At 49.0% G+C, this 15,319-nt stretch carries 10 protein-coding genes; 8 read left to right on the top strand and 2 right to left on the bottom strand.

Annotated features, from left to right (window positions below):
- Positions 1-576 precede the first annotated feature (576 nt).
- Entirely contained in the window at positions 577-1,257 is a 681-nt protein-coding gene (locus QUB04_RS04785; protein WP_333281697.1) for a peptidoglycan-binding protein, read from the bottom strand.
- A gap of 283 nt (positions 1,258-1,540) precedes the next feature.
- On the opposite strand from QUB04_RS04785, the gene QUB04_RS04780 reads away from it, so the two are divergent.
- From QUB04_RS04780 to QUB04_RS04765, 4 genes are all read left to right on the top strand, one after another.
- Positions 1,541-3,469, top strand: coding sequence for an SdrD B-like domain-containing protein (locus QUB04_RS04780; protein WP_333281695.1), 1,929 nt, complete (start codon positions 1,541-1,543; stop codon positions 3,467-3,469).
- A gap of 346 nt (positions 3,470-3,815) precedes the next feature.
- The gene (locus tag QUB04_RS04775; RefSeq protein WP_333281691.1) at positions 3,816-4,106 is read left to right on the top strand and encodes a hypothetical protein; all 291 of its coding nucleotides are present in this window, start codon (positions 3,816-3,818) and stop codon (positions 4,104-4,106) included.
- 178 nt (positions 4,107-4,284) lie between these two features.
- The gene (locus QUB04_RS04770) at positions 4,285-6,912 is read left to right on the top strand and encodes an SdrD B-like domain-containing protein (RefSeq protein ID WP_333281689.1); all 2,628 of its coding nucleotides are present in this window, start codon (positions 4,285-4,287) and stop codon (positions 6,910-6,912) included.
- Positions 6,913-7,110: 198 nt separating this feature from the next.
- Positions 7,111-7,971 (top strand): SDR family oxidoreductase, encoded by an 861-nt coding sequence (locus tag QUB04_RS04765; protein WP_333281685.1) that lies wholly within the window; start codon positions 7,111-7,113, stop codon positions 7,969-7,971.
- Between the two features lie 404 nt (positions 7,972-8,375).
- Here the strand turns inward: QUB04_RS04765 and QUB04_RS04760 are convergent, their stop codons facing one another.
- A complete protein-coding gene (locus QUB04_RS04760; protein ID WP_333281682.1) occupies positions 8,376-9,404 on the bottom strand; it encodes a hemerythrin domain-containing protein in 1,029 nt (342 codons plus the stop codon).
- A 421-nt stretch (positions 9,405-9,825) separates the two neighbouring features.
- Between QUB04_RS04760 and QUB04_RS04755 the strand changes: the two genes are divergently transcribed.
- The 4 genes from QUB04_RS04755 (at position 9,826) to QUB04_RS04740 (ending at position 15,248) form a co-directional block, all read left to right on the top strand.
- The gene (locus QUB04_RS04755; protein ID WP_333281679.1) at positions 9,826-11,091 is read left to right on the top strand and encodes a pitrilysin family protein; all 1,266 of its coding nucleotides are present in this window, start codon (positions 9,826-9,828) and stop codon (positions 11,089-11,091) included.
- Between the two features lie 263 nt (positions 11,092-11,354).
- A complete protein-coding gene (locus QUB04_RS04750) occupies positions 11,355-12,623 on the top strand; it encodes a pitrilysin family protein (protein ID WP_333281794.1) in 1,269 nt (422 codons plus the stop codon).
- A gap of 96 nt (positions 12,624-12,719) precedes the next feature.
- A complete protein-coding gene (locus QUB04_RS04745; protein ID WP_333281676.1) occupies positions 12,720-13,346 on the top strand; it encodes a Uma2 family endonuclease in 627 nt (208 codons plus the stop codon).
- 84 nt (positions 13,347-13,430) lie between these two features.
- Positions 13,431-15,248, top strand: coding sequence for an efflux RND transporter periplasmic adaptor subunit (locus QUB04_RS04740; protein ID WP_333281673.1), 1,818 nt, complete (start codon positions 13,431-13,433; stop codon positions 15,246-15,248).
- Positions 15,249-15,319: the final 71 nt, after the last annotated feature.

Below are 15,319 nucleotides of genomic sequence, written 5' to 3'. Positions count from 1 at the left end.
TATCAACTATCAACTGTCAACTGTCAACTGTCAACTGTCAACGATCAAAACTTTTAGGGCCTAGCATATCGGATGCCAGACCCTAAAAAGTTTGTAAATTCAGTTGATTCAAGTGGGTTTTTAGCTCTGCTGAGTTTCAGCAAACTACAACTAAGGTGGACTTTTTTGCAACTACTCTGCATACGAGCTAGCTATCAGCGGAGTCTATTCAGACTTCTGTGTTTGACTGTTCTGCGATCGCAAATTTTGATTAATCCAATAGCCTCAAGCTATCTAACCAATACGAATCGCAATGTCAACCTTTATTTACTAATAAGCTACAGGGTTCAGGCGTTGCCTGCGAACTAGAGCCGATCGGGACAAATACTCTAATTTCAAATTTTTTATCCAAGTTTTTGGTGCTTCTTGGTTTTGCCCCTCATGTTTTTAAGTTAACACCAACTGCGCGCCTAAAAACACTTTCTTTACCAAACTTGACACTTTTTGACGTGCAGAAATACTTCCAAAAGCGATTATTAACAATTTGTACGATCGCGCGATACCGCAACGTGCATAGCCGGCACTATTTGCTTGGTGTCAACGCAGCAGAGCTTCCCAAGTTGCGCGGCCGACAATGCCGTCTGCTGGCAGTTGATATTGTCGCTGAGCCGCCTTGACAGCAGCTTGAGTTTCCGGGCCAAACACGCCGTCAGCACTCACGCGCAAAAATCCCTTGGCCCGCAGCCGCTCTTGCAAATCTCTGACTGCCGGCCCCCGCATTCGTCTTCTTAAAACCGGAAAATTGGTTGGCTGCGCTTCGGGGCTAATCTCTGAGTTGTCGGCAGTTGCAGGATCGTTGGCGATCGGGTTTTCGACCATCGCGCTCGGAGTCGCAGGAAACAGCCGGTTCCAAGTATATTGACCGACTATGGCGTCGGGAGGCAGGCCTGCTGCTTCCTGGAACTGAGACACAGCTCTAGCGGTGCTTTGTGAGAAAATCCCGTCTACAGTGCCAGTATAAAAGCCCAACAATTGAAGAGCAGCTTGGAGTTCGATCACTTCCGAGCCGCGGCTGCCCAATTTGAGCGTGGGGCGGACGATCGCACCTGTTTGAGCGATCGGGCTATTGCTGTTACTCTGTTCGGAGGTAGGTAGCTGTGCGACAGCATGAGTAGGGGCGATCGATCCCATTACCAATAAACCGCACAAACTCCAGCCGAAGAGCAAACTGGGAACCTCGCAGGCGTCACTCCAGCTTGCTGTCAAGTTTTGGGACATTGGGAATTCGACCTCTGCAAAACTGGTAGCGATCGTACATCAAATCTGGAAAAAATTTACGCATCGGCCAAACAGGGCATTGGCCAAACAGGGCATGGGGCATGGGGCATTGGGCATTGGCCAAACAGGGCATTGGCCAAACAGGGCATTGGGCATTTCTGATTCCCCTCCCTTCCCTTTCCTAAAAATAATTTATCCCCTGAAATAGCTGCAATTGGCAAAAAAACTGCTAGATTGCCCTACAGAAAACATTGAACCGCGTTCATTGGGCCCCAGCAACACCATGTCCGAATTCAGCACCAGAAACGCCAGCCAAATAGACATCGGCAACGTCAACATCGGGAACTTCCAAGTCGGCAGCATCAGCGGCACCAAATACAACGACCTCAACGCCAACGGCCGCCCTGATCCTGGAGAATTCCCAATTCCCAACTGGCAAATCTACCTCGACCTCAACAACAACGGCCAGCCTGAGTTTAACGAACCTTCCACCCTGACAAACCCGCAAGGCAACTACATCTTCGCCAACCTGCCGCCGGGAACTTACCAAGTTAGGGAAGTCCAGCAGCCGAACTTTCGCCAAACTACCCCCAATCCCGCACCCATCACGATTACCAGCGGCACAAACGCTGGCAATATCAATTTTGGCAACAACTTTAACGCAGGGACGATCGCAGGCACAAAATTCAACGACATCAACAACAACAGCAGCCGAGATCCTGGGGAACAAGGGCTAGCTAACTGGCAAATTTACCTCGACCTCAACGGCAACAACAGGCTCGACGGCGGCGAACCTTTTACTTTTACAAACGTTCAAGGCAATTACGCTTTTGTCAATATTCCCGCAAATACATATTTGGTCAGAGAAGTCCAGCAACCGGGTTTTCGCCAAACCACGCCTGACCCAGGCCCGGTTAACGTTACTTCCAACGCCACTGTCAACAACATCAATTTTGGCAATGTCTTTTTTGTCGGCAGCATCAGCGGTCTCAAATACAATGACCTCAATGCCAACAGCGTCAGAGATGCGACAGACCCGCCTCTGACCAACTGGCAAATTTACCTCGACCTCAACGGCAACGGCAGCCTTGACCCGGGCGAACCCAACACCATCACAAACCCGCAAGGCAACTACACTTTTGCCAATGTTTCTCCCGGCCGATATTTGGTTAGGGAAGTCCCGCAACCGGGATGGGTACAGACTACGCCAAATCCAGGCCCGATCGACATCATCGGCAATACCAATATTGTCGGCGTCAATTTCGGCAACAATTTTCCTACCGGCAGCATCAGCGGCTTCAAGTTCAACGACCTCAACGGTAACGGTATCAACGAACCGACGGAACCGAGAGTTGCCAACTGGCCGATTTACCTTGATTTCAACAACAACGGCGGCCGAGATCCCAACGAACCTTCGACTTTAACAAACCCCCAAGGTAATTTCTCTTTTATCAATTTGCCTCAAGGGATCTATGTGGTGAGGGAAGTCCCGCAGCCCGGTTTTCGACAAACCACGCCTAATCCGACTCCGATCGCCGTGGGCAACGGCACAAATGCCACTAATCTCAGCTTTGGTAACGTGTTGGTGACTGGCACCATCAGCGGTGTGAAATTTAACGATTTTAACGCCAACGGCCGCCTAGATCCGGGGGAACCGCCGATCGCCAATACTCAAATTTACATCGACCTCAACAACAACAGCAGTTTAGATCCGGGCGAAGCGAGTACCTTAAGCGACGTTCAGGGCAATTACAGTTTCCGTAACGTTCCTGTAGGTAGTTATGTTGTCCGCGAAGTTCCGCCGCCCGGTTTCATTCCAACGACTCCGCCTGCGCTGGTTGTTGTCTCGCCAGAGATTCGGGCCAGCAGCATCGATCTCGATTTGGTGACGGGAGATGAGGGTAGGTCGCCTAAATCCTTGGGTGAGGACCCGCTGGCAAATCCCAGCAGCTATGCGGGACTGGAACTTGCGGGTAATATGGGGGCCGATAGCTTGCTTTTGAGCGAGGGTCGTGATAGTTATCAAATTAGTAAATTTTTGAGTGATGGATCTTTTGCGAATTTAGGCAATATTCCTAACATTGGGCCACAGAATGTCGGTCTGGATACTAATGCACAAATAGGTGAATTTGTCAAGAAAAATGAATTAATTAAAGGGGCGATCGCTCACTCGTTTGTGCCGATGGGCGCGAGAGATTTCGGGGATATGTAGGGTGACACAAAGCTCGATCGCCCGGAATCCCAAACCGCAGATAAAAATCAGGATGAGGTGAAAGGGCGATCGCGTGATACCCTATTCTTGGCAACCTCCAACACTCAAGCCTAAGTTCCGGCAACTCCGAAGCTGGCTTGTATATTGGGTGCAAGATTCAGAGGCAGTAGCATCTCTGTGAGTGAGAAACTATCAGGTAATTCCCCCAAACCCGCAGGGCTGTTTCATTCGACCTAGGGGCCGTGCCCCCGTGCCGGCCCTCTGGGTCTGACCTGCCGCTCAAATCGTCTAGGTCGGGGGTAGGCACGGGGGCACTACCCCTACAAAATTCATGTTTTTGGTGAGAATGAAACAGCCCTGCCCAAACCCGATCGGCGTATTTGCAGACAAAGCAAGTCATATCAAGTCCGGTAGCTCGATCGATGCTGGGAAATCTGTCATTGGCAATCCCAGAGGAGGCGATCGCCATCCACAGCGAACCATGACAAACAAGAACGAGGCCACCGGACTAGATATCAGGGGGGAGAAGTCAGTCTTAGGCTTTTTAAAGCTCGAAACAGCAAGTATGTACGGACAGAGAAGGTGTGCAAATCCTGAAGATGTTGCCCTCAAATTGCCAGGGTTCTTCAAAACCTGATATACTTGCCAGCGACAAAGCTTGAGGCATTGTTGTGTGAGATGGGAACATTACCTCAAGTACAGACGTATGTAAAATCGAGTAGCGGTTGTCAGTTATTAGTAAAAACTACTCAGCAACTTACAACCCATACAGTAGTCTGTAATTTACGTGGATTTAGGTGTGAAGGAGAGAAATCATGACAGATAACGAAGAACGCTTTTCCCAGCAATTACAGCCAGTTGTGGTTGGGAATGCTGGCCCGGCAATTTTAGGCATCAAGTTCTTTGACCAGAACCGGGATGGCATCAGACAGGCAAATGAACCAGGTCTGGCGAATGTCCCCATTCTCATCCAAACAGCAATAGCAACAGGTAGCACAACAGTATCACCCGGAGAAAATCCCGGGCTACGAACCACGACGGACGCTAACGGCACGTTCTCATTCATAAATCTTGTCCCCGGCAATTACGTACTCACGGAAACGGCAATACCTCCTGGTTTAACCCCTACTACTCCCAACCCCCTAGCTGTCACCCTTGGCAACAGAAATGTCAACGTTTTCTTTGGCAACGGCCCAGTCGATGTAGGCAGCCGAATCGTTGGATGCAAATATTTAGACATAGATGCCGACGGCTTCCGAGATGGGAATGAACCGGGGATTAAAAATGTCAGGATATATATTGATTCAAATGGCAACGGTCAACGCGATGCAGGGGAACAGAACACCTTAACAGACAAAAATGGTGCATGGTCGTTCAACGTAGCACCCGGAACCTACAAGATTCGGGAAGAACGGATCAGACGACAGATTAGTTCTGTTACCGGACTAGAAGTTAACGATAACCCTCCAAACGCCGAACCCTTAGAAACAAACGATTTTCCCCAAAGCACTCCCCCCGGCAACGTTCCCGTACTGGACGTGACAGTAGCAGCAGGTCAAACATTTGCCTGCGCTCAAGTTGGCGATACTCCGCTCTATCAAATTGAAGTTAACAAGTTTCGAGACCAAGACCGCAACGGCTTGCGAAATCTTGTTAATGGACTCTTGGAACCCCCCATTGCCCGAGTACCGTTTATTTTAGATGTGAACGGGAACGGTCGCTGGGATGGAGCAGGCTCCGAACCGATAGCCATCACAGATGCGAACGGAGTCGTTACCTTCAAGGATTTGCGAGCTGGCAATTACAGAGTCTTGGAAATTTTTCCAGGTGTACTGCCTGCAGAAGTAGGTGGCGGTGCCCCAGGAAACCTCAATGCTCCAGTAGCAACCACTCCAAACCCCGCTCTGGTTTCGGCACCAGGGCCGCAGGCGCGATTCCAGGGTACCATCAGCAGAGAGCAACCGCTGCTAGTAGCAGACTCAACCTACACGCTGAAACCAAACGACCCTAAATTCGTAGACTCCAACCGTGACGGCGTTCAACAACCAGGTGAAAGACCGATCGCCACCACTGGTGAGCGGCCGATTTTTGCTGCGCCAGTTACAACTTTACCAGCCCCCAACCCCTCGCCATCACTTACCTTTTCTCCGGTTGGAGCTACTGAGGGTATTGGCAATAATGCAGGTGTGGGCAACACTCTACCACTCATCAATGTCTTCAAATACAACGACTTGAATGCCAACGGTCGCTTTGAACCAAATCAGGGTGAAGCGCCAATTAGGGGTATCAGTGTCTTCCTGGACACCAACAATAACGGCACTCCTGACACTGGAGAACAGCAACTGAGCACAAATGAGCAGGGAAGAGCTGCCTTTACCAACTTGTCACCGGGCAACTATGTCGTCCGAGAAGTGGTACCGCCGAATTTCTCGCCTTCTACTCCCGATCGCGTTGATGTTACCCTGAACACTCAGGACGCCAACGTTACCTTTGCCAACACACGCAACAGCAATATCACCGGGTGCAAGTTTGAGGACTTCAACCTGAACGGTTATCGAGATGGCAATGAACCAGCTATTGCTGGTGTCACCATTGCTATCGATACCAATGGTGACGGTGTGTTGCAAGCAACAGAGCCCACTTCTATTACCGATCAGTTTGGTACCTTTGCATTCACCAATTTGCGCCCTGGCAATTACAGCGTTCGGGAAGTATTACCTTCGGGCTTCTTCAAAACGACTCAACCGCTGGATATTGTTCTCGGTGCGAATCAAACCTTTACTTGCGCTTTGGTGGGTAACTCTCGCCGTTATGACCTCTTGGTTCCTAAATTCCGAGATGACAACCGCAACGGTATCCGAGATGGAAACGAACCGCCCCTTGCCGATGTGCCCTTCACTTTGGATTTCAACGGCAACGGCCGCTACGATGCTGGAACAGAACCGCTGGTGAGAACTGATGCTGCTGGGATTGCTCGGTTTAATAATTTGTCTCCAGCCAGCTACTCGGTTTTGGAAGTCTTCAATACTCCGGGCGTTACCAACAATTTCCCGATCCCAACTGGGCCCAACCCGGTTAGCTTTGACGTGCCGGGCCCTAACACAGTGCCTACGACATCTGTGACGACCCCAGACCCATCGGGAATAGTAAGGCTAAGTAGCATCCAGGGAAATGATCTGCTGATTGGCGGCCCGGTTGTGGAAACCGCTTCTAGCATCCAAGGAGCCGATGAGCTGACTGAGCCTGTTAGCTCAGACACTTCAGACATCAGCATACTTAACAACTTTTTACTACCTCAGAGTACACTTGTTAACAACTTTGATCCTGTTCTTGAGGAATCAAGAATGACGAGTTCGCTGACTGTGCCGACAAATCCTTTGGTCGATGAGCTCTTACAGTGGGCGGCAGTTGATACTACAAAGCCATCGTTAATGTTAAGTTAAGTCTCTAGTTCGAGACTTAGCAATTAGCAGTTAGGTTGTTTTTAGATAAACCCGCCCTCCACAACCATCGGTTAGGAGGGCGGGTTTATTTATGTCTTTAATTACTGTCTTTAGTGGTAGGGAACGATCGGCAAAAAGAGCGATTCCCTAGTTACAGAAAACCTTTATTTATAGAGGTAGAACTTAGAGGAATTTTTTATGCCAACCGAACAGAAGATTAATCCGCCTCAACATCAAGAACAGCAACCCGGTATTGAATCCGAGATGACCCCGCAACCTCAATCCTTCGCGGAGGGATATCGCGGTAGCGACAAATTGCGCGACAAAGTAGCCTTAATTACTGGCGGAGACAGCGGTATCGGGCGTGCAGTGGCGATCGCCTTTGCCAAGGAAGGCGCTAACGTGGTCATCAGCTATCTTAACGAAGATGATGATGCCAAAAAGACCAAAGAGGCGATCGAACAACAAGGCCGGCGCTGTATTGCGATCGCCGGCGACATCGGCGATGAAAGCCTCTGTCAAAACCTTGTAGAACAAACAGTTAAAGAATTTGGCCGCCTCGACATCCTCGTCAACAACGCCGCCGAACAGCATCCCCAAGAAAGCATCGAAAACATCACCGCCGAACAATTAGAGCGCACATTCCGCACCAACATTTTCTCAATGTTTTACCTCACAAAAGCCGCTCTCAAACACCTCCAAGAAGGAAGTGCAATTATCAACACTACCTCTGTCACCGCCTACAAAGGCAACCAACAATTGCTAGATTACTCCTCCACAAAAGGAGCAATTGTTGCCTTTACTCGCTCTTTGTCTCAAAGTTTAGCTGAGAAAGGAATTCGCGTCAACGGAGTCGCCCCCGGCCCGATTTGGACGCCTCTAATTCCTGCAACTTTCCCTGAAGAAAAAGTGGAGAAATTTGGTGCAGACACGGCCTTGGGACGCGCCGGTCAACCCGATGAAGTTGCCCCCAGTTACGTGTTTTTAGCTTCAAAAGATTCGTCTTACATGACGGGTCAAATTTTGCATCCCAACGGCGGCTCTGTGATTAACGGATAGATTTGGCGCGACTTTCACCCACAATCTCTGACTATAACTCACAATCTAAATAAACCCGCCCCCACAACCACGTTACCTAGGGCGGGTTTATTCATTTTTTTAGTTATATCAAATCCGGTAGCATCGTCGGGCGTAAAATCTGCGAGAATCTGTGTTTATCTGCCCTCATCTGCGGTTAAAAAAAATAATTTGTTAACCCCAGATGACAAAGGATTGACGCTGATTCACGCAGATAAAGAGAATAGATAGATGAATAATTCCGAGGCTAACAGATTTGATATTAGTTTTTGAACAGTGGTGAGTTTACACAAAACAGTAATCCCGCCAGGTTACTAGCGGGATTGATAGGTTGCAGTTTAGCTAGTTTTGAGCTCAGCTAGAGCTACAATTAGCTCGCTGCTGAATTATTTCATGTTAGCCATTTCTTGCTGGATCGTGCTTTTGGCTGCTTTGAATTGAGTAGCCATTTGTTCCATTTGTGCTTCGCTCAGGTTGCGGCGAATGTGAGGGAACATATCGTTTTCTTCTTGTCGAACGTGATCTTTAACCGCTGTTTGGAGCTGTTTGATTTGCGCTTTGAAATCAGAAGAACTGGGGTTGAGAGCCTTAATTTGGGCGAGCATCTGCTTCATTTCTGCTTGCTCGCTGTAGAGTTCTTGAGTATTGCCGTAGTAGCTGCGAATTGCTGGGTAAACAATTTGCTCTTCGGCTTCTGCGTGAACGCTGAGGTCTTTGTAAAGTTGACCGAAGAATTCTTGCAGTTTTTGAGGATCGTCGGTGCTTGCGATTTCCATAAAGAGGGTATCGGTTTTGCGGTGATCCATTGAGATGATTTCGGTGATGTTCATCTCATCTTTGCTGCGGGTAACTGCACCGCCGATGATGCCGGTCATTGCTGCCATTGCATCTTGCACGCGAGCCCAAACGCCTTGGTCGGGGTCTTTGCCGGTCAGTTCGCGCACGCCTAAAATTTCGAGAACTCCTTTGAGTTGTTCTTGGTGAGCGCGGTTCTCAAAGTTAACTGTGTTGAGCGGGGTAATGGCAGCTTCGATGTCGGCGCCGACTACTTGAGCAGCTTTGTGAATTAACAAACCAGCCATTGTTTGTTTGTGTTTGAGCAGTTCGTGCTGGGTGACTTTTTCAAACAATGTGAGTTCAGAACCTTGCATGAGTTTCTGAACTTCTTCAATCATTTTTGTGCTGGTTTCTTTGGGCTCGGTTTGAATTCCGTATTGAACGATTACGGTTTCTAATACGCCCAAGTTTTTGCGATCGTCTTCGAGCATATCCCGGAAGCGCTGGGCTAGTTCGGAGTCGTTGCAGGAATTGATGAACAATTGCTCGTTGGCGATCAACAGGTTTTGCAGCGCTTTCATGTCTGCTAATTTCATCGCGATCGCTTGGCGCTTGGTATCTTCTAAGGTAGCTACCATCAGTCGTTTCTCCTCTTAAGGTCTTTAGTGTTCTTACATCTCTTAATTTATTGATATATTCTGATAACATCCTCTTTCTCCCGACTGATTCATTAATATCCCGTGCAACCTATTGACTTTTGAGCAAAAAAATGGTAATAAATTAAGGCTCAAGGTTGTTTAAAAAAAAGCAAAAATTACTTCCTGACCACTTCCCACTGCCCACTGCCCACTGCCCACTGCCCACTGCCCACTGCCCACTGCCCACTGCCCACTGCCCACTGCCCACTGACAACAGTCAACAGTCAACAGTCAACAGTCAACAGTCAACAGTCAACAGTCAACAGTCAACAGACTTTTGTATCAATTAATCCCGATCGCAGAGCTGTAAAGCGCTACCATAGTTGCAGCCGAAGTTAACTAAAGTTTAAGAATAACTAGCTTGTCTCAACTGCTCACTGCTTTAGAGTTCCCAGCAAATGTCTGGAAGCTCAACAACGGGTTAACGGTCATTCACCAGCGGATTTCGGCCACACCGGTGGTCGCGCTAGACGTGTGGGTAAGGGCTGGCGCTACGCTGGAGCCGGATTCTTGGTCGGGAATGGCTCATTTTCTAGAACACATGATATTTAAAGGGACGGATTCGATCGCCCCTGGAGAATTTGACCAAGTAATCGAAAATCGTGGCGGTGTCGCGAATGCAGCTACAAGTCACGACTACGCGCATTTTTTCGTCAACGCTGCGGCTGATTATTTAGCAGAAACAGCGCAGCCACTGGCAGAATTGCTGCTGCGGGCTTCGATTCCCGATCGGGAATTCGATCGCGAGCGAGATGTGGTGCTAGAAGAAATCCGCCAAGCTCAAGACAATCCCGATTGGCTGGGTTTCCAAGCAATGATGGAAACAGTTTACCAGCGACATCCCTACAGGCGATCGGTACTCGGCACAGAAGAACTGCTGATGTCGCGAACTCCCTACGAAATGCGCTGTTTCCACCGATCGCACTATCAGCCGGAAAATATGACTGTGGTGGTAGTCGGGGGAATTGACGAACAACAGGCTAGAGATGTTACGGAGAAAGCATTCGAGCAGTTTTCCGATCGGTGGGATTGTCCCCAATTCACCGCAGAGGCGGAACCGCCACTGATAGAAATTCGCCGTCAGGAACTCTGTCTCCCCCGATTGGAACAAGCGCGCCTGATGATGGCCTGGACGGGCCCGGGAGTTGAACATTTGCAAAGTGCTTGCGGCTTGGATTTGCTGTCGGTGTTGCTCGCAGATGGGCGGACTTCGCGTTTAGTCAGGGAACTGCGGGAAGAATTACAATTGGTAGAGGCGATCGACAGCACTTTCTCGCTCCAACGGGAATCGAGTTTATTTACTATCAGTGCAGTCTTGGATGCGAAGGATGTCGAACAGGTGGAATCTCGGATTTGCGATCGGCTGTGGCAATTGCAGTCTGAGCCTGTTTCCGAGGTAGAATTGCTGCGCTGTAAGCGTTTGCTGTGCAACGATTTTGCTTTCTCGCTCGAAACGCCGGGACAGCTAGCGGGTCTTTATGGATATTACAATACGATCGCCAGTGCCGAATTAGCGCTCAGCTATCCCACTAGGATTAAAGCATTTGGGCCATTAGACCTCCAGCGCCTAGCTCAACAATATCTCTCTCCCCGGCGCTATACGGCCGTGGTACTCAAACCAATCTAATAATAGTTGACTGTTCACTGTTCACTGTTGACTGTTCACTGTTAACAGCAACTAGGTTGGGTTGAGACATGAAACCCAAGTCTATTAAGTGGAAATTTGAGATTTGTCCCTCAATCTAAAATCTCAAATCGCCAATCTCAAATCGGATGATCGGTAACGCTCACGCTCTACCCATCCTACGAATAATCATGACTAACAGCCAACAGTCAACAGTCAACAGTCAACAGTCAACAGTCAACAGTCAACAGTTAACAAAGAATTCAATGAAAAATGAAATCCAGCGCACGGTTTTAGACAACGGTATTGTTGTCTTAGCAGCAGAAAATCCAGCAGCAGATATTATTGCAGCTAGGATATTCCTGCGGGCCGGCAGTCGCTACGTGCAGCCGGAACAAGCAGGATTGTGTCACTTGCTGTCGGCGGTAATGACTAAGGGAACCGATCGACTGTCTTCGCTGGAAATTGCCGAGCGTGTAGAATCGGTGGGAGCGAGGTTGAGTGCCGACTCTACTACAGACTATTTTTTAGTGAGTTTGAAGACGGTTTCTGCGGATTTTGAGGAGATTTTGGAGTTGGCGGCGCAATTGACGCGAGAGCCGAATTTCCCGGAAGCTGAAGTCGAACTCGAACGCCGCATTGCTATATCGGCAATTCGATCGCAACAAGAACAGCCATTTGCGATCGCCTTCGAGCAATTGCGGCACGCGATGTACCAGGAACACCCCTATGCTTTCTCTCCCTTGGGCACGGAAGCTACTATGTCAAAGCTCACCAGAAACGAGCTCGAACAGTTCCACAAAACCTATTTCCGTCCCGATAATGTAGTTATTTCTGTAGCCGGCAGAATCTCGACTGAAGATGCGATCGCCCTGATCGATCGAACTTTTGGGGACTGGAAAGCGCCTTTAACACCCCTGCCAACTTTAACCGTCCCCCCCCTATCACCCTCCCCTCAATCGGTCGTTACGGCGCAAGATACGCAGCAATCAGTGATTATGCTGGGCTACCTCGCACCCTCTGTCAGAAATCCCGACTACGCAGCGATTAAGTTGCTGAATACTTATTTGGGTAACGGTTTGTCGAGCCGATTGTTTGTGGAATTGCGGGAAAAGCGGGGCTTGGCTTACGACGTTTCCGCCCTCTACGCGACGCGCTTGGACACGGCACAGTTTGTGGTGTACATGGGTACTGCGCCGGAAAATACAACGACTGCTTTTGAAGGATTGCGTACAGAAGTCGATCGACTCACCAGCATCCAACTAAGCGAGGAAGAATTGCAAGCTTGCAAGAATAAAATGCTCGGTCAATATGCTTTAGGAAAACAAACTAATTCGCAAATTGCCCAAGTTTTAGGCTGGTACGAAATTTTGGGATTGGGAATTAAATTTGACCAGCAATTTCAAGAAGAAATTGCACAGGTGACAGCTTCAGAAGCGCGGGATGCTGCTAAGAAATATTTTGTAGAACCGTATATTTCTTTGGTGGGCCCGGAGGCGGCGATTACAGAGTTGGGTGTAGCGGCTGTTTGTTGAGTACGAAATGGGCGATCGAACTTTTCACAAGTTCGATCGATCTAACCAGTTGATCCATCTGATAGACTAAAGGAATTGATTGGGCTAAGTTGAGCTATGACCATTGCGATCGACCAACCAATACAACAGAAACCACTCAGCTTTGACGAGTTTATCGCCCGTTATGGTGGCGATAACCGCTATGAACTGATCGATGGAGAGGTATTCGACTTGGAACCAACAGGCCCTCATGAGGAGGTTGCAGCCTTCATTACCACAAAGATATGTGTCCAGATCGACGGAACAGGCTTACCTTGGTTTGTTCTTCAGCGGGGACTATTGCGCCCTTCAAATATTGGTATGACAGCATTTAGACCTGATGTTGCAGTTGTCGATCGAGATGAACTTACCAAAGAACTGTTTTGGTCTGGCGAGTCGATCCTGACACTGGGAAGTTCGATTAAATTTGTGGCGGAAGTTGTTAGTAGCAACTGGCAAAATGATTATTCCCGTAAGGTCGAAGACTACGCAGTTTTAGGTATTCCTGAATATTGGATTGCAGACTACGCAGGATTAGGTGGTACTCAACACATTGGGAAGCCCAAACAACCAACCCTCTCTATTTGCACTTTAGTGAATGGGGAATATCAAATTCAGCAGATTCGGGGCGATCAGACCATCGTCTCTCTAACTTTCCCAAACTTAAAAGTGACTGCTGAACAGGTGTTGATGGCTGGCAAGTAAAATAGAACTCGATCGCACTTAATTTGAACGTTTTCGGTTCCCGATCGGTCTAAATTCAAGACAGACCCATCAGGTCTAATTTATATGTACTTCGTAAAGCACTTTCAGATTAAAAAAGAGCTGACTCCGTGGCTTAGCGGGCTGCTTGCCGCTTCCCTGCTTGCAGGAGTAGGCTACACAGCTTACAGCCAACTCACAGTCAAATCCAGCCGCGAAACCAGGCGCAAGGAAAAAACCGTTGCTGTCGAAAGGGTGAACCTGCCGATTACAATTTCGGCAAACGGCACAATTGTGCCCGAACGTTCCGTTAACGTCAGCCCCAAAACTTCAGGAATGCTCAAAAGTTTGCTTGTCAAGGAAGGAGATAGGGTTGAAAAAGGGCAGATTCTCGCCTACATGGACGACTCCAACCTCCAAGGGCAACTTACCCAAACTCGCGGACAACTCGCAGCCGCGGAAGCAAACCTGCAAAAATTGCTCAACGGCACTCGATCGCAGGACAAAGCTGTGGCTAAGGCGGTGTTAGCAGAACAACAGGCAAGTCTGGAAAAATTGCTCAACGGTAATCGAACCCAAGACATTGCTGTAGCTGAGGCACAACTAGCAGAACAACAGGCTAATTTACAAAAATTGCTCAACGGCAATCGAACCCAAGATATTGCCGTAGCCGAGGCACAACTAGCTGAACAACAGGCAAATTTACAAAAATTGCTTAAGGGCAATCGCCCTGAAGACATCGCCCAAGCGATCGCCAAACTCAGAGATGCCGAATACGCCAAAAACCAAGCTGAGGAAGACTTTCAGAGAAATCAGGAACTCTATAATGCCGGAGCCCTTGCTTTGCAAGTTGTCAACAACTCCCGCACCGAGCGCGATCGATCTCAAACGCAAGTCAGGCAAGCCGAACAAGCTGTAGCTTTGCTGCAAGCGGGTACTCGCCCCGAAGAAATCGCTGCGGCGCGGGCTGCTGTGGAGCAAAAACGGCAAGCTTTGACCCTGGCGCGATCGGGCGCACGCCCGGAAGACATCGCTGCAGGGCGGGCTGCTGTGGAGCAAAAACGGCAAGCTTTGGCCCTGGCGCGATCGGGCGCACGCCCGGAAGACATCGCTGCGGGGCGGGCTGCAGTGGAGCAAAAACAGCAAGCTTTGGCGCTGCTAGAAGCCGGTTCTCGCCCGGAAGACATCGCCCAAGCCCGCGCCCAAGTTCTCGCCGCTAGAGGCAGCCTGCAAAGCGTTCAAGCGCTGATCGACGACACGGTGCTACGGGCTCCTTTCACCGGCACTGTTACCCGCAAGTACGCCGATCCGGGCGCTTTTGTGACTCCCACTACGGCAGGTAGTGCGGTTTCTTCGGCAACTTCTTCTTCCATTTTGTCTTTAGCTTCAAAAAATCAATTAGTAGCAAACGTAGCAGAAACTAATATTTCTCAGATTAAGATGGGCCAGGCTGCATCTATTCAAGCCGATGCTTTTGCGGGAAAGACTTTTACAGGTAAAATCACTCAAATTTCGCCTCAGTCGATCGTCCAGCAAAATGTGACAAGTTTTGAGGTAAAAGCGGCAATTATTAATGATGATAAACAAATGCTGCGATCGGGCATGAATGTGAATGTTGAGTTTAAGGCTGGTGATCTCAAAAATGTTTTGGTAGTTCCGACTGCGGCAATTGTCCGCCAACAAAGGGAAACGGGGGTTTATGTTGCGGGTGGAGAAGATGGTAAACCTGCTTTTATGCCGATTAAGACTGGTATGACGGTGGATGATAAGACGGAAGTGCGATCGGGTTTGAAAGGAAATGAAAAAGTGCTGATGAGTTTCCCCCCCGGATTGCGGCCTAGATCCCAAAATCCATCGGGTGGAATTCCAGGTTTGCAACCGGGTGGCGGAAGGCGCTTGCGTTAGGGTTTTGATTTTTTTATTGAACCGCGAAGGCGCGTTACTGCGAATTTAAGGATAGACTTAAGTACATAGAA

This window comes from Microcoleus sp. D2_18a_B4 (assembly GCF_036702475.1).
Classification (GTDB): domain Bacteria; phylum Cyanobacteriota; class Cyanobacteriia; order Cyanobacteriales; family Microcoleaceae; genus Microcoleus.
This window is presented reverse-complemented; position numbering and strand designations above follow the sequence as displayed.